At 67.7% G+C, this 21,139-nt stretch carries 16 protein-coding genes; 8 read left to right on the top strand and 8 right to left on the bottom strand.

The genetic code is table 11. The features are described 5' to 3' along the window. Positions 1–87 precede the first annotated feature (87 nt). Positions 88–1,740, bottom strand: coding sequence for a (2,3-dihydroxybenzoyl)adenylate synthase (locus QH195_RS11100; protein ID WP_280435291.1), 1,653 nt, complete (start codon positions 1,738–1,740; stop codon positions 88–90). Between the two features lie 86 nt (positions 1,741–1,826). Between QH195_RS11100 and QH195_RS11095 the strand changes: the two genes are divergently transcribed. From QH195_RS11095 to QH195_RS11085, 3 genes are all read left to right on the top strand, one after another. Continuing rightward, entirely contained in the window at positions 1,827–2,633 is an 807-nt protein-coding gene (locus tag QH195_RS11095; protein WP_280423567.1) for an SDR family oxidoreductase, read from the top strand. 9 nt (positions 2,634–2,642) lie between these two features. Further along, the gene (locus QH195_RS11090) at positions 2,643–3,791 is read left to right on the top strand and encodes an isochorismate synthase (protein ID WP_280423568.1); all 1,149 of its coding nucleotides are present in this window, start codon (positions 2,643–2,645) and stop codon (positions 3,789–3,791) included. 82 nt (positions 3,792–3,873) lie between these two features. Beyond that, a complete protein-coding gene (locus QH195_RS11085; protein WP_280423569.1) occupies positions 3,874–4,527 on the top strand; it encodes an isochorismatase family protein in 654 nt (217 codons plus the stop codon). A gap of 44 nt (positions 4,528–4,571) precedes the next feature. Here the strand turns inward: QH195_RS11085 and mihF are convergent, their stop codons facing one another. Next, a complete protein-coding gene (mihF, locus tag QH195_RS11080) occupies positions 4,572–6,077 on the bottom strand; it encodes an integration host factor, actinobacterial type (RefSeq protein WP_432278833.1) in 1,506 nt (501 codons plus the stop codon). Positions 6,078–6,528: 451 nt separating this feature from the next. On the opposite strand from mihF, the gene QH195_RS11070 reads away from it, so the two are divergent. Both QH195_RS11070 and QH195_RS11065 read left to right on the top strand, forming a co-directional pair. Then, complete coding sequence (locus QH195_RS11070; protein WP_280423070.1) at positions 6,529–6,906, top strand: nuclear transport factor 2 family protein; 378 nt, start codon at positions 6,529–6,531, stop codon at positions 6,904–6,906. 206 nt (positions 6,907–7,112) lie between these two features. After that, on the top strand, positions 7,113–7,682 hold the full coding sequence (locus tag QH195_RS11065; RefSeq protein WP_280420321.1) for a carboxymuconolactone decarboxylase family protein: 570 nt from the start codon (positions 7,113–7,115) through the stop codon (positions 7,680–7,682). A gap of 22 nt (positions 7,683–7,704) precedes the next feature. Here QH195_RS11065 and QH195_RS11060 read toward each other — a convergent pair whose 3' ends face one another. From QH195_RS11060 to QH195_RS11035, 6 genes are all read right to left on the bottom strand, one after another. Further along, positions 7,705–8,163 carry a hypothetical protein gene (locus tag QH195_RS11060; protein WP_280435290.1) on the bottom strand — a complete coding sequence of 153 codons (459 nt, stop codon included), beginning with the start codon at positions 8,161–8,163 and terminating at the stop codon, positions 7,705–7,707. A gap of 100 nt (positions 8,164–8,263) precedes the next feature. Further along, positions 8,264–9,544 (bottom strand): ATP-dependent Clp protease ATP-binding subunit ClpX, encoded by a 1,281-nt coding sequence (gene clpX / locus QH195_RS11055; protein ID WP_030523255.1) that lies wholly within the window; start codon positions 9,542–9,544, stop codon positions 8,264–8,266. A gap of 361 nt (positions 9,545–9,905) precedes the next feature. Beyond that, positions 9,906–10,574 (bottom strand): ATP-dependent Clp protease proteolytic subunit, encoded by a 669-nt coding sequence (locus tag QH195_RS11050; protein WP_051157257.1) that lies wholly within the window; start codon positions 10,572–10,574, stop codon positions 9,906–9,908. A 74-nt stretch (positions 10,575–10,648) separates the two neighbouring features. After that, positions 10,649–11,239: an ATP-dependent Clp protease proteolytic subunit gene (locus QH195_RS11045; RefSeq protein ID WP_063038080.1), complete on the bottom strand. Its 591-nt coding sequence runs from the start codon at positions 11,237–11,239 to the stop codon at positions 10,649–10,651. A gap of 257 nt (positions 11,240–11,496) precedes the next feature. Continuing rightward, complete coding sequence (gene tig / locus QH195_RS11040; protein WP_280435289.1) at positions 11,497–12,903, bottom strand: trigger factor; 1,407 nt, start codon at positions 12,901–12,903, stop codon at positions 11,497–11,499. A 272-nt stretch (positions 12,904–13,175) separates the two neighbouring features. Next, positions 13,176–13,754, bottom strand: coding sequence for an FKBP-type peptidyl-prolyl cis-trans isomerase (locus QH195_RS11035; RefSeq protein ID WP_280435288.1), 579 nt, complete (start codon positions 13,752–13,754; stop codon positions 13,176–13,178). A 271-nt stretch (positions 13,755–14,025) separates the two neighbouring features. Between QH195_RS11035 and QH195_RS11030 the strand changes: the two genes are divergently transcribed. The 3 genes from QH195_RS11030 to QH195_RS11020 all read left to right on the top strand — a co-directional run bounded on the left by QH195_RS11030 (position 14,026) and on the right by QH195_RS11020 (position 21,020). Next, a complete protein-coding gene (locus QH195_RS11030) occupies positions 14,026–16,488 on the top strand; it encodes a phosphoketolase family protein (RefSeq protein WP_280435287.1) in 2,463 nt (820 codons plus the stop codon). A gap of 90 nt (positions 16,489–16,578) precedes the next feature. Then, the gene (locus QH195_RS11025) at positions 16,579–18,309 is read left to right on the top strand and encodes a 3' terminal RNA ribose 2'-O-methyltransferase Hen1 (RefSeq protein WP_280435286.1); all 1,731 of its coding nucleotides are present in this window, start codon (positions 16,579–16,581) and stop codon (positions 18,307–18,309) included. Next, positions 18,306–21,020: a polynucleotide kinase-phosphatase gene (locus QH195_RS11020; protein ID WP_280435285.1), complete on the top strand. Its 2,715-nt coding sequence runs from the start codon at positions 18,306–18,308 to the stop codon at positions 21,018–21,020. Before QH195_RS11025 ends, QH195_RS11020 begins: the two co-directional genes overlap by 4 nt. Positions 21,021–21,139: the final 119 nt, after the last annotated feature.

The raw sequence follows: 21,139 nt of genomic DNA, 5'->3' as shown, positions 1-21,139 counted from the left end.
CTTTGGTCTCGTGGGGTGGGTGGTGCGTCTCCCGTGGCCGGGGGCGCGCCCCCGCCCGGCGTGCGGCGTCCCGGCGCCCACCGGGGGTTACTGTGCGCGGTGCCCCTCGGCCAGCAGCCGGCGCAGATCGCGGCGGCTGGTCTTACCTACCCCGGTTTCCGGGAACTCCTCGACGGTCACCACGGCATCGGGCATCTTCCACGCGGCGATACCGCGTCCGCGGACGAAACTGCGGACCGTGGTCAGCGTCGGCGGGGTCGCGGGGTCCACGGGTTGCACGAAGGCGCAGATACGTTGTCCGAGCACCGGATCCGAGGTTCCGACGATCACCGCGTCGCGGATACCGGGGTGTTCGAGCAGATGGGCCTCGAGCTCTTCGGCCGATACCTTCTCGCCGCCACGGTTGACCCAGTCGCCCGCCCGGCCCTTCACGACGAGGTTGCCGTCCGGGCGCAGCGCGACGATATCGCCGGTGCTGTACCAGCCGTCGGCGTCGAAACTACGGGCATTGGCCTCGGGATTGTCGTAATAGCCGCGAATCGTATAGGGCCCTCGGGTCTTCAGGTTCCCGTCGGCACCCGGCGCGACCTCGGCACCGTTGTCGTCGACGATCTTGATCTGGTCCAGCTCCGACATCGGCCGGCCCTGAGTGGAGACGACGACCTCGATCGGATCGTCCAGCCGGGTGTAACACACCAGGCCCTCGGCCATCCCGAACACCTGCTGCAGGGTTACGCCCAGCGCGGGTCCGACACGGCGGGCCAATTCGTCCGGGCAGCGGGCGCCGCCCACCTGAATCACCCGCAGGCTGGACAGATCCGGCAGTTCTCCGCCCTTTTCGGCTCGCTCGACCCACAACCGTGCCAGCGGCGGGACCAGTCCGGTGATGGTGACCCCGAAACGTTCGATCGCCGCGAACGCCGTCGAGGGGGTCGGATCCGGTGTCATCGCGACCGTGCCGCCCGCGTACAGCGCGCCCAGAATCCCGGGCGAGCTCATCGGGAAGTTGTGGGCCACCGGCAGGGTGGCGAGGTAGACCGAGTCCGGGCCCAGTTCGGTGATCTCGGCGCTGCGCCGCACGCTGTAGAGGTAGTCGTCGTGGGTGCGGGGGATGAGTTTGGGGATTCCGGTGCTACCGCCCGAGAGCTGCAGGAACGCGACATCACCGGCGTCGAGTTCGGGCATCTCGCCCGGTTCGTCGCGGTATCCGGCGAGATCGGTGGCGCCCTCGGCGAATTCGGTCTCCGGGTCGTCGGTGAGGAGCAGGACATGGCGCAGGGTATCGACTCGGCGCCGCACGGTATCGGCCAGTGCCGCATGGTCGAAACGCTGGTGGGTGGCGCAGGTGATCATGGCGACCGCTCTGCTCGCGTTGCCGATGGGCACCAGTTCGGATTCGCGGTGCGCGGGCAGGCAGAACACCGGCAGCGCGCCGATTTCGAACAGCGCGAAAATGACTTCCACGAATTCCGCGCGGTTGGGGAGCTGGACGAGGACGCGGTCGTGGTGGCCGATTCCGAGCCGTATCAGGCCGGTGGCCAGCGATCGCGCGCGGCGCTCCAGTTCGGCGTAGGTCCAGCGGTGGGTGGCGTCGACGACGGCGATCGCTTCGGGGGTCTCGGCGGCGCGGGAACTCAGCAGCTGCGCGAACGTCTCACCGGTCCAGCACTTTTCGCCGCGATACCGAATTGCCTGTTCCGGTGGCCACGGTGTGAAACCGGGCAGGACGGACGATGGCATGGAGCACCTCTTTCCGATCGGCGATCTTGTTCGATGTCACACCGGAATGCTAGCCTTACGGTGTAACTTCAGGTTAGGCTAACCTAATGGTCACGAAGCAATGGGGCGAAGGGGTCATCGTCACCGGAGCCGCCGGGGGCATCGGCGCGGCAGTCGCCACCGCACTCGCCGGCGAGGCTCCACTCATCGAATTGTGGGATACCGATCCCCGAGTGCACGAGGTGGCCGAACGGCTCGGGCGGCAGCACGAGGGAATTGCCGCCCGCGGCACCGAAATCGATCTCACCGACGCGGCGGCCGTCGCCGCCGCGTTCGATCGTGTAGTCGCCGAATACGGCGCACCGCGGGTCGTGGTACATACCGCCGGCGCGATGATCGGCGGCTCCGCCCTGGAAACCGGCGCCGGCGACTGGCAGCGCTGCCTGGCGGTCAACACCAACGCCGCCGTGTACGTGGCCCAGCGCGCCGCCCGCGAAATGGTCGCGGTACAGCGCGGTTCCATCGTGGTCGTCTCCTCGAATTCCGCGACGACGCCGCGGGTCGGACTGGCTGCCTACGGCGCCGCCAAGGCTGCCACCACGGCATTCACCCGGTCGCTGGCACTGCAGGTCGCACCACACGGGGTCCGGGTGAACCTGGTGTCGCCGGGATCCACCGACACCCCGCTCCTACGCGGAATGTACGCCGATTCCGGCGAACACGGACTCGGCGACGCCGCGCGCACCAGCCTGCTCGACGGTGATCCGGAGAACTACCGGCTGGGAATCCCGTTGCGGCGGATCGCCGAACCGGCCGATATCGCCGCCGCCGTCCACTTCCTGGTTTCCGACGCCGCGCGCCACATCACCATGCACGACCTGCGGGTCGACGGCGGCGCAACGCTGGATATGTGACACGAGAGGATGATCATCATCAACGCCGAGAACTCCGCTCACCCCGCGGATCCCGCTTTTGTCCTGTCCCGGCCGCAACGTACCGTGACCGCGTCGGCCGGGGGCCGTGTCTTCCACAGCGCCGCCGAAGCCGCGGCCCAGCTGCGGGCCCGGCGCGTGAGCCATATCGTCGGCGCGCTGCCGTTCACGCCCGGCGCCCCGGCCGCTTTGTGGGCGCCGGACACGATTGCGGTGACCGACGGTCCCCGCACTCCGGGTGCCGTGTCCGCACCCGATATCGAGATCACCGACAACCTCCCCGAGCCCGAGGAGCACGTCCGCCGGGTGGGCGCCGCGATCCGGCTGCTGGCCGATCCCGCGCATCCACTGCGGAAAGTGGTGCTGGCCAGAGCGCTTCGCGCCCGCGCCGATCGCCCGGTGCGCGCGGCCGATCTGCTCGACCTGCTGGTCTCCACCGACCCCGCCGGAAACGGGTACCTGGTCGATCTGTCCGCCGCCGGTGGTGTCTACACCGGGCGGCATCTGGTCGGTTCGAGTCCGGAGATCCTGGTGCGCCGGCTCGGGCCGGAGGTCACCAGTCATCCGCTCGCGGGCTCCGCGCGCCGGATACCCGAGGACCCGGTGGCCGATCGGATCGCGGCCGAAACCCTGCTCGGTTCCACCAAGGACCGGCACGAGCACGGCTATGTGGTCGACCATGTCGCCGACGTACTGCGTGACCGGTGCACCGATGTGCGAACGCCGGCCACCCCCGACCTCACCGAGACCCCGGCAATGTGGCATCTGGGCACCACGATCGCCGCGACGGTGCCGGCCACCGGCCCGACCGCGCTGGAACTGGCCGACGCCCTGCATCCCACCCCTGCGATCTGCGGAACACCGACCGCCGCGGCGGCCCGGTTGATCGCCGAACTAGAGGGCGAGCGCGGTTTCTACGCCGGCGCGGTGGGCTGGTGCGACGCCGACGGCAACGGGGAATGGATGGTGAGCATCCGCTGCGCGGAACTGGCCGCGGACCACCGGACCCTGCTGGCCTACGCGGGTGGCGGGATCGTCGCCGAATCCGATCCCGAGGACGAACTGGCCGAGACCACCGGAAAGCTGCAGCGCGTTCTCGGACCGCTCGGAGTCGGCGGGAAGGCAGCGGCCGTGTCCTGACCCGAAACCCTTTCGCTACTGCGCCCGGGCCTGCAGCCATCCAGAAAGTTGTGGGCTACAAAGAAGATGAGGAGTTCTGGCCATGCCCATGCAGCCGATCGCACCCTATGCGATGCCGCCGTTGGACGACGAGATCGCCAACCAGGTGTCCTGGCGGATCGAACCCGACAGATGCGCCCTGCTGATCCACGATATGCAGAACTATTTCCTCACCGCTTATCAGCTCGACCGCGATCCGGCGCGGACGATGATCGACAATATTTCCCGATTACGCGATAAATGCCATGAACTGGGCATCCCGGTGATCTACAGTATGCAGCCCGGCGACCAGCATCCCGACCGGCGCGGATTGCTCGCGGACTTCTGGGGGACCGGGATGTCCGACGGACCCGATACCGAGGTCATCGCGGAGCTGAAACCCGAGGAGAACGATATCCAGGTCACCAAATGGCGCTATTCGGCGTTCCAGCGCACCGATCTGCGCCAGTTGCTGGGTTACCGCAATCGCGATCAGCTCATCGTCACCGGTGTGTACGCGCATATGGGCTGCATGCTCAGTGCCGCCGAGGCTTTCATGAACGATATCCGCGCGTTCATGGTGCACGACGGGGTCGCGGATTTCAGCCGCGACGAACACTCGATCGCCCTGAAATACACTGCCCGGCGCTGCGGGATGGTACTGAGCACCGACAGTGTGCTGACCCAGCTCGAGGCCCCGGTACCTGCCGGAGCCTGAGCTACCGGCTCGGCCCGGGTACGAGTGGCGCGCCGGGCCGTACCTCATTCGGTCAGTTCGCCCGACCTGCGCCAGGAATCCCGTTCGGCAGCGAACGCCGCGGTCTGACGGGTCCGGAACGCGTCGATGGATTCGGCGTGGTCGGTCAGGAACCGGTGGTGGTCGGCCAGCCGGAACTCGCCGTCGTGGGCCCGGAGTTCGCCGCGTCCGGCCGCGAAATCCGCGCGCAGGTCGAGCAGTTCGTCCGCGCTCACCGGGTACCAGCGGATACGGTCGAAGAATCGCAGCAGCCAAGGCGTTTCCCGGTCTGTGCGCCGGCTCCACACCTGGGTGGTCCGGCCGACGAACTGATAGCCGCCCGGGCCCTCCATCCCGTAGATGCACAGGTACGCACCGCCGATACCCACCGCGTTCTCCGGGGTCCACGTGCGGGCCGGGTTGTATTTGGTGGTGATCAGGCGATGCCGCGGATCGGTCGGGGTGGCCAGCGGGGCGCCGAGGTAGACATCACCGAGCCCGAGGACGAGATACTCGGCCGCGAACACGGTATCGAAGACCTCGGCTACGGTCTCCAGCCCGTTCATCCGCCGGATGAACTCGATATTCCACGGGCACCACGGGGCGTCGGCGCGTACCCCGTGCATATACCGGGTGATGGCCTCCCGGGTAGCCGGATCGTCCCAGGAAAGCGGTAGTTCCACGGTTCTGCTGGGCACCACCAGATCGTCGGCGGCCGGTAGCTCCGTTTCCACTTCGGCCAGCATGTCCAGCGCGGACGCCGTGGACATTGCGGTGGAGTCGAGGCGGATCTGCAGTGACCGCACACCGGGCGTGAGGTCGGTGATTCCCCGTTCGGCATCCGTCCGCAGCCGTTCGTGTAGTGCGTGCACCCGGGCGCGGAGTGCGAGATCCAGGGTCATCGTGCCGTATTCGACGAGAATGCCGTCGTCACCGGCGCGGCGGTAGGTGACGGGTATACCGTCGGTTGTTTCGGCGTACCGCAAGACACCGTCGTCACCGTCGCCGCCGGCGGAGAGAACCGCCGGCCAGGCCGCCCGGCGTCCGGGGCCCAGTACGTGCGGGGAGGCGGCCCGGTCGGCCCGGACGGGGACGAAACGAACCGTATCGCCCGGACACAATTGCCCGAGTTTCCAGCGATCGGCGGCGGTCACCGTGACCGGGCAGACGAAACCGCCGAGACTGGGTCCGTCCGGACCCAGCAGGATCGGGGTGTCGCCGGTGAAATCGAGGGCGCCGACGCTGTAGGCGGTGTCGTGGATATTCGACGGATGCAGTCCGGCCTCGCCGCCCGGCCGCCCCGGCCCCCGGGGGTTGGGGCCGCATGGCCCGACGCCCGGCAGCGCCTTGATCACTGCGACCACCTTGGTCTTCTTGACCAGCTCATCGCTATCGGCCTTGCGCAGCAGCTCGGCGACCGAAACTTTGCCGTCTTTCACCTGACCGATCAGTTCGGAGCGCGCCTTGCGCACCGCCGCCGCTTTGGCCAGAGCCTCCGTGCGTTGTTCCGCGGTCATCGTTGGCAGTGCCATATCTCCTCCGCTTTCACTCGTCGCTCGAACATCTGGTTGATCGGGGTCGATTCAACATCACAATACCGACACCGAACCGCCGACACACCGGCCAGACCAGCAGTCATAGCAATGATTTCTGAGTGAGTTCGCGCGGCCGGCCGGGATTTCCACCGCACGCGTACCCTACAGAAACCGTCTCGCGGGCTGAAACACGTAACATTCGCCGGCTCGGCAGCGAAAGTACGGGCAGACGCATTTCCTGCATGGCGGCGATTCAACGGCGAACCGAGGGATCAGCGAAGATACCCGCCCGCTGTGCAAGATATGCGCTCTCATCAGCAATTTTTCATTGCCATCCAAATCTGCCCCGAGAGTGGGCACACTTCCCGCTACCCGATTCCCGGTGCCGAATCCATGCCGTACTGCTAGGCTGCCAAACCTAGAACACGTTCCAATTCTAGGAGTGGCGATGGCACGGGAGATCCGCGACGTAGTCGAACAGTACGTGAAACTCGTCGGCTCGGGGCCGACCGAAGATATCGTCGCGCTCTATGCACCGGATGCCGTAATCGAAGACCCCATCGGCACCGAGCCGAAGCAGGGCCACGACGCCATCCGGGAGTTCTACAACGTCATCACCGCACTCGAAAGGGAAACCTCGCTCGCCCCGGAAACCGTGCGGATCGCCGGCAACCACGCCGCCTTCGTCTTCACTCTGATCACCAAGTTCGGCGGTCAGCAGATGACCCTGAGCCCGATCGATGTCATGGAATTCGATACCGAGGGCCGGATCACCCGCATGCGTGCCTACTGGAGCGCCGACGATATGGCCGTCGAGCCCGAATGAGCCGCGATGCGGCGGCTCTACTGCGCTGAGCCGCCGTATCGCCGACCTCGGGGCCGCCCACGACCGGCCCCGGCCCCCATCACGCGCCGGGAACTCCTGAGGATTCCCGCGCGCCGGGCCGTCACCGTGGGCGTCCCGAGCGTCACGCTGTGGGTCCCTGTCTCGTCCAGGTAGTAGAAGCATCCACCCGGACCGAGGAGAGACCGATGAGCACTACCCGTATCCCCGCGCTCGCCCCGAAGGACGCCGGGCTGCTGACCAAGGCCATGTACTGGTTCGCCCGGCGCAAAGTCGGCGAAGTACCGGAGCCGTTCGCGGTCAGCGGCCACCACACCGGAATCCTGCTGGCCGGCGGAATACACGAACTCGTGGCGGAGCGAGCCTCCACCAAACTGCCCGCCAATATCCGCGAAATCGCTGTCTACCGGACTGCCTGGACTGTCGGCTGCTCCTGGTGCGTGGACTTCGGTACCATGCTGCAGCGCCTGGACGGCCTGGATATCGATCGGCTCCAGCATATCGGCGACTACGAGACCTCACCCCACTACACCGACGACGAGCGGGCCGCCATCGCCTACGCCGACGCGATGACAGCGACACCGATGACGGTCACCGACGAGCAGGTGGCCGACCTGGAACGCCGGTTCGGCAAGGCCGGCGTGATCGAACTGACCTACCAGATCGGCCTGGAGAACTCCCGGGCTCGCAACAACCACGCGCTCGGCATCACCTCGCAGGGATTCAGCACCGATTCGTGCCGGGTCCCGTGGGCATGAACGAATCAGGCCCGCCCGCCGGTCAGATCACCCAGCACGCATAACCGATATGTGCGCCGCGGCCCACGAACACCTGAACCGACGGTGCCGGGCTACCGCCCGGCTGGGCCGCCTGCAGGGTGTGATGACCCTCGTAGGCGGGCACCCAGTCGAGTAGCGCCAGCCCGCCCCCGGCCGGCGGCACTGTGGCGATCGCAACGCCGTTGTCGTAGAAGGTCACCGGCGTCACCGCCTCGCTGAGCCGGGCCATCAGGGTGTAGCTGCAACCGGTCCCGTAGTTGGTGCGGATCCCGACATTCAGATCCGGAGTCACACTGACCTGGGTCACGGTGGCGGCGGCCGGCGGTGTGCCGAGCACGGCGGCCGTCACCGCTGCCGCGAGCACACAGAGAAAGGCGCCCGCCCGGCCGAACCGTGCGGGCGCCGATATCTCACCGCATCGCTCGCGTCGAAACTCCCCGAAAAGCAGCTGTGTCGCCATAACCGCTCCTACATCGCACGAATGTCGAGTGGTGACGACCATACAGCGCATACGCCGCCGATCACGCCGGATCCGGCCTCGGAACGGTTGCGGTCGAGCGTCAGGCCGACTTGTCGCGGCGCTCCGGACGCTCCCGCTTACGCGGAACGATGGTGGGCAGCACATTGTCGTTGACGGTATCCGCGTCCACGACGACCTTGGCCACATCGTCGCGACTCGGGATATCGAACATCACCTGCTGCAGCACCTCTTCCATGATGGCGCGCAGGCCGCGCGCGCCGGTGCCCCGCAGAATGGCCTGATCCGCCACGGCCTCGAGCGCGTCACGGGTGAACTCGAGATCCACCCCGTCCATCTCGAACAATCGGATGTACTGCTTGACCAGTGCGTTCTTGGGCTCGGACAGGATCTTGACCAGCGAATCCTTGTCCAGGTTCGTCACCGACGCGACCACCGGCAACCGGCCGATGAACTCGGGGATCAGACCGAATTTGATCAGATCCTCCGGCATCACCTCGGCGAAATGATCGGTGGTATCGATCTCGGCCTTCGACCGCACCTCGGCCCCGAAACCGATCCCGCGATGGCCCGTGCGATCGGAGATGATCTTCTCCAGACCGGCGAACGCGCCCGCCACGATGAACAGCACGTTGGTCGTATCGATCTGGATGAATTCCTGATGCGGGTGCTTACGACCGCCCTGCGGGGGCACGCTCGCCTGCGTACCCTCGAGAATCTTCAACAGGGCCTGCTGCACACCTTCACCGGAAACATCCCGGGTGATCGACGGGTTCTCGCTCTTGCGGGCGATCTTGTCGACCTCATCGATATAGATGATCCCGGTCTCCGCGCGTTTGACGTCGTAATCGGCGGCCTGGATGAGTTTGAGAAGAATATTCTCCACGTCCTCACCGACATAACCGGCCTCGGTGAGCGCGGTGGCATCGGCGATCGCGAACGGCACATTCAGCATTTTCGCCAGCGTCTGCGCCAGATAGGTCTTACCGCAACCGGTAGGACCGAGCATCAGAATATTGGACTTCGCCAGCTCCACGCTTTCCCCGCGCGCATCCCGGCCCTTGTCTCCGGCCTGAATTCGCTTGTAATGGTTGTACACCGCCACCGCGAGCGTCCGCTTGGCCGTGTCCTGGCCGATCACGTAGTTCTCCAGGAAATCCCGGATCTCCGCCGGTTTCGGCAGCTCGTCGAGCTTGACCTCGCTCGATTCCGCCAGTTCTTCCTCGATGATCTCGTTACACAGATCGATGCACTCGTCGCAGATGTACACCCCTGGTCCCGCAATGAGCTTCTTGACCTGCTTCTGGCTCTTCCCGCAGAACGAGCATTTGAGCAGATCGCCGCCGTCGCCGATGCGCGCCATCGTGTGGGTCCCTACTTCCTTGTTCGCGTGCAACCATCCGTCCAGCTGTCAGCCGGCCGCGCCCGCGGTGGAGCGAAATCCGGCGCTGTCACCCGGATCGAAGGGGCGGTGCTGTCAACCGGGAACAAAGGTCCCTGGGTTTGACCGTACCCGGTGTGTGCGATCGAGGTCGACAACTCGGGCAGGTTTCTCGTCGCGGTTGTGCGGGGTTTCACGCGGATACGGCGTCGTCGCGCGATTTCCAGCGCGCGGGCGCGCAGGGCGTGTCGCACGTTCGGCGCCGAAGCGGCGCGGCCGGGTCCCGCTACCCGGCCGGCCCGGCGCTCCGCGGACGATCGCGGTGCGCCGGACCCGGCCACGCTCATTTCTGAGCGCTGAGCTTCCGGTAGTCGAACACCGTATCGATGATCCCGTACTCCTTGGCCTCCTCGGCCGTGAGGATCTTGTCGCGATCGGTGTCCTTGCGGATGGTGTCCGCGTCCTTGCCGGTGTGGCGGGCCAGCGTGGTCTCCATCAGCCGGCGCATCCGCTCGATCTCGGCGGCCTGGATCTCGAGATCCGAGACCTGCCCCTGGATACCGCCCTCGACCGACGGCTGGTGGATCAGCACCCGGGCGTTCGGCAGGCAGGCCCGCTTCCCGGGAGTGCCCGCGGCCAGCAGCACCGCCGCCGCCGACGCCGCCTGGCCGAGGCATACGGTCGCGACATCGGCGCGCACGTACTGCATGGTGTCGTAGATCGCCATCAACGAGGTGAACGAACCACCCGGGGAGTTGATGTACATCGTGATGTCACGATCGGGATCCAGCGATTCCAGCACCAGCAACTGCGCCATGATGTCGTTCGCCGAGGCATCGTCGACCTGCACGCCGAGGAAGATGATGCGCTCCTCGAACAGCTTGTTGTACGGGTTGGATTCCTTGACGCCGAAACTCGAATGCTCGATGAACGACGGCAGGATGTAGCGCGACTGCGGGCCCGCCGGGGCGAGGCCGCCGAGCCCGGCGCGTGCAACGTTCGGATTGGCCATATTCGTCTCCAAGTCTATGAGTGAGCTGTCAACCGGACGGATTCGCGAATCCGGGCCGGATCCGCGACAACGCCCTAGTGGCTGCCCGTGCCGCCCGCCTGGCGCGCATTGGTGATCACGCGGTCGATGAAGCCGTACTCGAGCGCCTGTTCGGGCGTGAACCAGCGGTCGCGGTCGGCATCGGCATTGATCTGCTCCACCGGCTTACCGGTGTGCATCGCCTGCAACTCGTTGAGCTCACGCTTGGTGTAGGCGAACTGTTCGGCCATGATCGCGATATCCGCGGCCGAACCACCGATTCCGGCGGACGGCTGATGCATCATGATCCGGGTGTGCGGCAGCGCGAAACGCTTTCCCGGTGCCCCAGCGGTCAGCAGGAACTGCCCCATGGACGCGGCCAGACCCATCGCGGTGGTCGCGATATCGCATTCGGCGTACTGCATGGTGTCGTAGATGGCCATCCCGGCATTCACCGAACCACCCGGCGAATTGATGTAGAGCGAAATATCCTTGGTGGGATCCTCCGCCGACAACAGCAGGATCTGGGCGCAGATCTTGTTCGCGATGTCGTCGTCGACCTGGGTGCCGAGGAAGATGATGCGCTCACGCAGCAGGCGCTCGTACACGGAATCGCTGAGATTGAGCCCAGCGGTCGGAGCTGTCATGACCTCGGCTTGGTTGATTGTCACGGATACCTGCCTTCTCTCGCCGGCTCGTTGCTGTCACAAACATTAACGAAACGGGGCGTGACCGAACTCCCGATCCCCACCCACTTCGCTCATAGCGCAATATCTTGCGGACGACGGAAGCCCTGGGTGTTCGGGCGGGGGCATACCGGGGACAGGGGGATGGTTCTGTGCTGTCTCTGGATTGCCGACACCGCCTCTGGTCCCAGGGCTTCCGATCCGTACTGCTTGCTGGGCTACTCCTTGTCCGCGGTTTCCGTCGTGGCTTCCTCGCCGGCCTCCGTCGTGGCTTCCTCGGCGGCCTCGTCGTCGGCGGGCTTCGGGCTGCCGAACATCTCCTCGGTATCGACGGTGTTGCCCTCCGAGTCGGTGACGGTCACCTTGCCGACGACTTCCGCCAGCGCCTTGCCGCGGCGGACATCGGCGAAGACGGCGCCCAGCTGGCCCGCCTGCTGCACCTGCTGGATGAATTGCTCCGGCGCCATCCCGTAGCGCTGGGCCTGGAACAGGATGCGCTCGGTGAGCTCCTCCTGCCCGACCTGGGTGCCCTCGGCCTCGGCGACGGCATCCAGCAGCAGCTGGGTCTTCACCGATTTCTCGGCGGCTTCCTTGGTGTCGGCGTCGAATTCCGCGCGGCTCGAGCCCTGCGCCTCCAGCGCCGCGGCGAACTTCTCCTCGTCGTGGTCGAAACCGTGCACGGCGTCGTGCTCCACGGCGTCGATCTCGGCCTTGACCACGGCCTCCGGCAGCGGCACCTCGACGGTGTCGAGCAGCTTCTCCAGCACCTGATCGCGGATCTCGCCGGCCTGCTGCACCTTCTTGTTCCGCTCGACGCGGGTGCGCAGATCGGCCTTCAGCTCGTCGATGGTGTCGAATTCGCTGGCCAGCTGGGCGAATTCGTCATCGGCCTCGGGCAGTTCGCGTTCCTTGACCGAACCGAGGGTCACGGTGATGACGGCTTCCTTGCCCGCGTGATCGCCGGCGACCAGCGTGGAGGTGAACTCCTTGGACTCACCGGCCGACATACCCAGCAGGGTTTCGTCCAGGCCCTCGATCAGCTGACCCGAACCGACCTCGTGCGACAGCCCGGTGGTCGCCGCCTCCGGGACCTCCTCGCCGTCCACGGTGGCCGACAGATCGATGGATACGAAATCGCCGTCCTGTACCGCGCGTTCGACACCCACGAGGGTTCCGAACCGCTGGCGCAGCGACTGCAGCTGCTCGTCGATGTCCTCGTCGGTGATCTGGATGGCGTCGACGGTGACGGCGATGCTGCTGTAATCCTCGGGCAGGGTGATCTCCGGGCGGATATCGACCTCGGCGGTGAACGCCAGCTCCTGACCGTCTTCGATCTTGGTGATCTCGATCTCGGGCTGCCCGATGACCTTCACCTCGGAGGTGGTCACGGCCTCGCTGTAGCGGCCGGGCAGCGCATCGTTGACGACCTGCTCCAGCACCGCGCCGCGACCCAGGCGCGCCTCGAGCAGCTTGGCCGGCGCCTTGCCCGGACGGAAGCCGGGAATACGCACCTGCTTGGCCAGGGCCTTGTAGGCGCGATCGAAGTCCGGCTTCAGCTCCTCGAAGGGCACCTCGACATTGATCCGGACCCGGGTCGGGCTCAGCTGCTCGACGGTGCTCTTCACGGACATGCTCCTTGTTCTCGTCGGTTCGTCTTGACCTCGGCCCGGCACGTTGTCGGTACCGGTACGCGGTGATGGCGCGTGGTCTGGCGACAGCACGCGGGTACGCGCCGCCGGCGTACCGTCCGGAACGGCGAGCACCTGCGGTTTCACGCGCCCGGGATACGCATCCCGACCAGGGTAGTTGACCGGGTCGGGTGGGCTGCACGCCGGTAGGCGGTTGGCGGGCCACCGGCGGCGGCCGACCGCGTCGCACCGGCGCCCACCAGCGCAGCTCAATCCTGGGGTACCGCCACGGCGTCGGTGACGAAGACCAGGGTCTCGTTCGGCTGCACGCCGTTGCCGCCCGCGCCGTACCCGAGGTCCGGCGGGATGATGAGCAACCGGCGGGCGCCCTGCTGGACACCTTCGAGGCCCTGTTCCCAGCCGGGGATGACCATGCCGGAACCGAGGGCCAGTTCGAAGGGTTCGCCGCGGTCGAAGGAGGAATCCAGCTTCTGCTTGTCCGACCAGGTGACCAGGGCATAGTTCATGGTCAGCTGATCGCCGGCGGCAGCACCGGGCCCGGAGCCGGGAACCAGATCTTTCACCACGAGTTGTTTCGGCGGATCGCAGTTGTCCGGGATGGTGATCTCGGGTACTTCCCCGAAACCACCGGTGACCCCGATGTCCTCGGCCGTGCATTCGCGGCCCTTCGATTCGGTCGGCGCTCCTTGCGCGGCGCTCATCGGCGCGGCCGCCGAGGTCGTGGCGGTCGCGGTGGTCTCGGAAGCTTCGTCCGAACCGCACCCGGTGAGCCCGAACGCGGCCGCCCCCACGGCGGCGACGGCGATGATCCTGCCGAATATCTGCATCCGCCGAGCGTATGTTGCCGCGTCGGCGCGGGGTCGCAGCACCCTTCGGTAGCCGAGAACGCGCAACTCCGCCGTGGCGATATCCGGCGACCGCCTCGGTTATCGGCCCGACTCGCGGGTATGCCGCGGGTGCAGACGCACAAACCTCGCTACCGCGGCACCCGCACGCGGGAACCGGCCCGAGCGCGGCACACCTCCAGCTATCGTTGGGGGCGTCCGTACCGGCGTGCGGATCGCCCGGCGCGACCACGACCTCCAGGAGGTTCGGCGTATGACGCAGTTGGCAAGTGCAGGTGGGGATACCGCCGCCGACAATGTGGGCGGTGACGGGGGTGAATCGATCGCGCCCCGCCCCTATGTGCTGTCCGCGACGGCGCGGGGCCCGCTCGATGCGGACGAGCTGGAGACCCTGGACGCGTGGTGGCGGGCCGCCAATTATCTCTCCGTCGGGCAGATCTATCTGATGGCGAATCCCCTGGTGCGCGAACCGCTGGCACCCGAGCACGTCAAACCGCGGCTGCTCGGCCATTTCGGTACCGTGCCTGGATTGAATCTGGTATGGGTGCACGCGAATCGGGCGATTCTCGCGCGCGATCTGGACGCGGTGTTCGTGGCCGGGCCCGGGCACGGCGGGCCGGGGCCGAATGCGTGTGCATGGCTGGAGGGCACCTATTCGGAGCTCTACAGTCATGTGCCGCGCGACGGGGAGGGCATGCGGGCGTTGTTCGCGCAGTTCTCCTTTCCCGGCGGGGTGCCGAGCCATTGCGCACCGGAGACACCCGGTTCGTTCCACGAGGGTGGGGAGCTGGGCTATTCCCTTCTGCACGCATTCGGTGCCGCACTGGACAACCCGCATCTGACGGTGTTCTGCGTGGTGGGTGACGGGGAGGCCGAAACCGGGCCGCTGGCGGGCAGCTGGCATGCGAACAAGTTCCTGAACCCGGCCCGCGACGGCGCGGTACTGCCGATTCTGGCGCTGAACGAATACAAGATCGCCAACCCGACTCTGCTGGCCCGGATCCCGGAAGACGAACTCTGTTCGCTGCTGCGGGGTAACGGGTACGACCCGCTGATCGTCTCCGGCCGCGACCCCGCCCAGGTTCACCAGGATCTGGCCGCGGCCATGGACGCCTGCCTGGAGCGCATCGCACAGATCCAGCGCGCCGCCCGCGACGGGACCGATACCACCCGCCCGCACTGGCCGATGATCGTGTTGCGGACCCCCAAGGGCTGGACCGGGCCACCGCAGGTCGACGGGGAACCGGTGGAGGGTACCTTCCGCGCGCACCAGGTCCCGTTGCCCGCGGCCCGGCAGAACGCCGGCCACCGGGCGGTTCTCGAGCAGTGGCTGCGGTCCTATCGGCCGGAGGAGTTGTTCGACGAGGCCGGGGCCCCGGTCTCGGAGCTGCGCCGGCTGGTACCGGTGGGGGCGAAACGGATGAGCGCGAACCCCGTGGCCAACGGCGGCGAACTGGTCCGTGATCTACGGTTGCCCGACTGGCGCGACTACGCGGTGGATGTGTCCGAGCCCGGCCGCACCAGTCACGAGGCGACCCGCGTGCTGGGCGGCTGGCTCCGCACCGTCACCGAACGCAACCCGGACAATTTCCTGACCTTCGCACCCGACGAACTGGCCAGCAACCGGCTCCAGGACATTCTCACGGTCACCGGCCGCAACTGGCAGGCCGAGATCGGCGCGGACGACGTGAAACTGGACCGCACCGGCCGGGTGATCGAGGTGCTGTCGGAGCATATGTGCCAGGGCCTGCTGGAGGGGTATCTGCTGACCGGCCGGCACGGCGTCTTCACCTGTTACGAGGCTTTCGTCCATATCGTCGACGCGATGTTCAACCAGCACGCCAAATGGCTGGACGCCAGCGCGGAGGTACCGTGGCGGCGCCCACTGGCGAGCCTGAACTATCTGCTGTCCTCGCATGTCTGGCGCCAGGATCACAACGGTTTCACCCATCAGGATCCCGGCTTCCTCGATGTGGTGCTGAACAAGAAACCCGAGATCGTGCGGGTGTATCTGCCTCCGGACGCGAATACGCTGCTCTCGGTGTACGACCACTGCCTGCGTTCACGGCATTACGTGAACGTGGTCGTAGCGGGTAAACAGCCGCAGGCGGACTGGCTGTCGGCCACCGACGCCGCCCTGCACTGTGCCCGCGGTATCGGAATCTGGGAGTGGGCCGGCAACCGCGACGAACCGGCTACCACCCCGGACGTGGTACTCGCCTGCGCCGGAGATGTCCCTACCTTGGAAACCCTTGCGGCGGCGTCGATCCTGCGCGAGAAGCTGCCCTGGCTGCGGGTGCGGGTGGTGAACGTGGTGGATCTGATGCGTCTGCTGCCGACCGAGGAACATCCGCACGGCCTCCCCGACAGCGAATTCGACACCCTGTTCACCCGGGACTCCCCGGTGATCTTCGCCTTCCACGGCTATCCGTGGCTGATCCACCGGCTCACCTACCGCCGCACCAACCATGGCGGCCTGCACGTCCGGGGATACAAGGAACAGGGCACCACCACAACCCCCTTCGATATGGTCATGCTCAACGACCTCGACCGATATCACCTGGTGATGGATGTGATCGACCGGGTGCCGGCGCTGCGGCAGCAGGCGGCGGGGTTGCGCCAGGACATGGTGGACGCCCGGCTGCGGGCCCGGACCTGGACCCGGCAGCACGGCGAGGATATTCCCGAGGTCGCCGGCTGGCGCTGGCCCGGGTAGCCGCCGCGGCCGGAAGAGCCGGGTCCGGGTGAGCGGCCGGGTCCGGGAAACTGCCTTGCCGCGTCCGGGCGACTCCGCGACGATCACAGCATGCTGTTGACGATCACCTGCACGCCGGAGGCGGACAGCGCCACGCCCGCAACCGATCTCGGGTTCCTGCTGCACAAGAACCCGGACCGGGTGCAGGAATTCGGATTGTCCTACGGCACCGCGCATGTGCTCTATCCGCACGCCACCGCCGAACGCTGTACCGCGGCACTGTTGCTCGAGGTGGACCCGGTACGCCTGGTCCGCGGCCGGTCCAAGGGGCCGCAGGCGTTTGCGCTCGGACAGTATGTGAACGACCGGCCGTACGCCGCGTCCTCGCTGCTGTCGGTGGCGATCGGCGCGGTTTTCCGCAGCGCCCTGCGCGGTGATTGCGCACAGCGCCCGGAACTGGCCCGCACCCCTTTGCCGCTGCGCCTGGAACTACCGGCCCTCGGCTGCCGGGGCGGACCCGGACTCGCCGAACGGATCTTCGCGCCGCTCGGCTGGTCGGTGGACGCCACACCGCTCCCCCTGGATCCGGCATTCCCGGAGTGGGGCGATTCGGCGCATCTGCGTCTCGTACTGACCGGAACGGCTCGACTGGCCGACGCCCTCAATCACCTGTACGTTCTGCTCCCCGTGCTCGACGGCGCCAAGCACTACTGGCTCGACAACGACGAGGTGGACAAGCTACTCCGCGCCGGCGGGTCCTGGCTGGCCGCGCACCCGGAGCGCAGCTGGATCACCCGCCGCTACCTGGCGCGGCGCCAATCGCTGGTGCGCACGGCCCTGGCCCGGCTGGCCGAACTCGACGACTCCGATCCCGAGGAACTCGGCGCCGTCGACGAAGCGCCCCACGTCGAGGAAGACGCGGTCGATCCGCACGTCCCCGCTGCGGGCGGGCGCACCACGGCCTCGCCCCGCACCCAACAGGACGCCGGCGCGAGCAATGCGAGTCCGGTGGCGCCATCCACAAGCCCCGACAGCACTGGAGACAAGCGGGCGGCAGCCGCCGTACTCGGCGACACCGGGGATACCCATGTTCAGGACAAGCGAGGGGGCCTTGCGGCCGTGGGGACGGCTCCGCCGGCCGTTTCGAGCGATCCCGGAACCGGGGACGAGAATTCGCCTTCGCCGGCCGGTGCGGACAGCGATGAGCCCACCCTGTCGCTGGCGGTGCAGCGGCGGGCCGCGGTGGTTGCCGCGCTCCGAGATGCCGGGGCCACCCGGGTGCTCGACCTCGGATGCGGTGAGGGTGCGCTGCTGCGAGAACTACTCGACGACGGGTCCTTCCGGGAGATCGTGGGCGTGGACGTCTCCACCCGCGCGCTGTCGATCGCCCGCCGCCGATTGCGGCTCGATCGGCTGCCGGACACGGTCGCGCGCAGGCTCACCCTGCGGCAGGGGTCGCTCACCTATACCGACAGCGCGTTGCGCGGGTTCGACGCGGCCGTGCTGATGGAGGTCATCGAACATATCGATCCGCCACGGCTGCCCGCGGTCGAGTATGTCGTGTTCGGGGCGGCGGCGGCGCAGTCGGTGCTGGTGACCACACCCAATGCCGAATACAACGTCCGGTACGACGGTCTGCCGGCGGGCGCGTTCCGGCACAGCGACCACCGTTTCGAATGGACCCGGGCCGAATTCCGGTCCTGGGCGGAGCGCATCGCCGGTCACTACGGCTACGGGGTGCGGTTCGCGCCGGTCGGTAGTCCCGATCCCGAGGTCGGTCCGCCGACCCAGCTCGCGGTGTTCTCCCGCGCCCGCACAGCCACCGAAGGAGCCTCGCAGTGACCGATCTCGCCGTACCGGATCTGTGCCTGGTGGTGCTCATCGGCTGCACCGGATCGGGAAAGTCGACATTCGCCCGCACCCATTTCCCGCCGACGTCGGTGATCTCCTCCGATACCTGTCGCGGGCTGGTGAGCGACGACGAGAACGACCAGTCGGCGACGCCGGAAGCGTTCGCGCTGCTGCACCATATCGTCGGGGTGCGGTTGCGGCGCGGGCTGCGGACCGTGGTCGACGCCACCAATGTGCAGCCGGGGGCTCGTAAGGAGCTCGTCACGCTCGCCCGGGACCATGATGTGTTGCCGGTGGCGATCGTGCTGGATGTACCCGATTCGGTCTGCCTGGACCGGAATGCGCGGCGACCGGACCGCGCCGCGCTGGGCGCCCACGTCGTGCACCGCCAGCAGCGGGAGCTACGGCGCGGGTTGCGCGGACTGGAGCGCGAGGGGTTCCGGCGGGTACACACGCTGCGCGGTACCGACGAGATCGCCGCGGCGCGGATCGTGGACGAACGCCTGTGGAACGACCGCCGTGATCTCACCGGCCCGTTCGATGTGATCGGCGACGTCCACGGCTGCCGGTCGGAGCTGGAAACCCTGCTCGCCACACTCGGCTACCGGATCGACCGCGACGAGAACGGCCGGGCCGTCGGTGCTCGCCATCCCGGCGGCCGCACCGCGGTTTTCGTCGGCGATCTGGTCGATCGGGGCCCCGATACCCCGGGCGTGCTGCGGCTGGTCATGGGAATGGCCGGCACCGGAGATGCCCTGTGCGTCACCGGGAACCACGAGAACAAACTCGTCCGCGCCCTGTCCGGCCGGCAGGTGAAACCGACCCATGGCCTCGCCGAATCGCTGGCCCAGCTCGCCGACGAGGACGAGGGATTCCGGGCGGCCGCACTCGACTTCTGCCGGGGTCTCGTCAGCCACTACGTACTCGACGGCGGACAGCTGGTCGTGGCCCACGCCGGCCTGAAGCAGGAATATCACGGCCGGTCCTCCGGACGCGTCCGGTCTTTCGCCATGTACGGCGAGACCACCGGGGAAACCGACGAGTTCGGCCTGCCGGTGCGCTATCCGTGGGCCGAGGAGTACCGCGGCCGGGCGACCGTGTTGTACGGCCACACCCCGGTCGCCGACCTGCGCTGGGTCAACAACACCCTGTGCCTGGACACCGGTGTGGTCTTCGGTGGGCACCTGTCGGCATTGCGGTACCCGGAGCGGCAGACGGTCTCGGTACCGGCCGAGCGGGTCTGGTACGAACCGGTCCGCCCGCTGGCGCCGGTCGGCGGCGGGTCGGCCACCGGTGGTCCCACACACCGCGATCCGGGCATCCTCGATCTCGACGATGTGCTCGGCCGCCGGGTGGTCGAGACCCGCCACCACGGGCGGGTCGGGGTGCAGGAGGAGAACGCGAGCGCGGCCCTCGAAGTGATGAGCCGGTTCGCCGTGGACCCGCGCTGGCTGGTGTACCTACCGCCGACCATGGCTCCGTGCGCCACCTCCGAATTGCCGGGCTACCTGGAGCACCCCGCCCAGGCGTTCGAGTACTTCCGCGGGGAAGGCGTGACGCGGGTGGTGTGCGAGGAGAAGCATATGGGGTCGCGCGCGGTGGTGCTGTTGGCTCGTTCCCCGCAAGCCGCCGCCGAACGATTCGGCGGGGTACAGGGCACCGGCATGATCTATACCCGGACGGGACGTCCGTTCTTCGACGAACCGGATCGGACCGACGCTGTCCTGGCCCGGATCCGCGCGGCGGCCGAAACCGCGGGACTGTTCGATGAGCTCGGCACCGGCTGGCTCCTGCTCGACACCGAGATCATGCCCTGGTCGGCCAAGGCGCAGCAACTGCTGCGCAACCAGTACGCGGCGGTGGGCGCCGCGGCACGGGCTTCGGTCGATACGGCCGGTCAGGTGCTGGCAGAGGTGGCCGCCCGCGGGCTGGATGTCGGTGCGCTGCAGGCCCGGATGACCGGCCGGGCGACAGATATCGATGCCTTCACCCGCGCCTACGGGCGGTACTGCTGGCCCGTCGACGGGCTCGCCGGGTTGCAGGTGGCGCCGTTCGGACTTCTGGCCGGCGAGGGCGCGAACTACGCCGTCCACGACCACCCCTGGCAACTGGGCCTGCTCGACCGGCTGGTCGCCGCCGATCCGGATCTCCTGACCGCCACCCGGCGGATGACCGTCGATCTCACCGTCCCGGACAGCGAGGCGGCCGCCACCGCGTGGTGGCTGTCACTGACCGGCGATGGCGGTGAAGGCATGGTGGTGAAACCGGTGGACGCCCTGGTACACGCGGCCCCGAGGGCCGGCTGTCGCGCCGCGGGCACAACGACCGGCACGGCCACCGCGCCGAGCGGGGACGCCGCAGACGAGCGGCCGACCAGCAGTGACTCCCTCGGCGGACAGTCGGCTGCGATGGGAAATCCGGACATCAGAGCATCGGTGGGCCGGCTCGTGCAGCCAGGTGTCAAATGCCGCGGGCCGGAGTATCTCCGGATCATCTACGGACCCGAGTATCTGCGACCGGAGAACCTGCATCGCCTGCGGTCCCGCGGCCTGGGCCGGAAACGTGCGCTGGCGCTGCGTGAGTACGCACTGGGATTGGAGGCGCTGGATCGCCTGGCGGCGGGGGAACCGCTGTGGCGGGTGCACGAGGCGGTGTTCGCCGTGCTGGCACTCGAATCCGAACCGGTCGATCCGCGACTCTAGGTCGCGGGGGGGGGGGGGGGGGGGGGGGGGGGGGGGGGGGGGGGGGGGGGGGGGGGGGGGGGGGGGGGGCGGGGCGGGGGGCAGAGCCCGCGCGGCGGCGCGGGGGCGGCGGCCGCGCG

Source organism: Nocardia carnea (assembly GCF_029868855.1).
Taxonomy (GTDB): domain Bacteria; phylum Actinomycetota; class Actinomycetes; order Mycobacteriales; family Mycobacteriaceae; genus Nocardia; species Nocardia carnea_A.
Note: the sequence above shows the minus strand (reverse complement) of the source record. Positions and strands in the feature narration are given on the sequence as shown.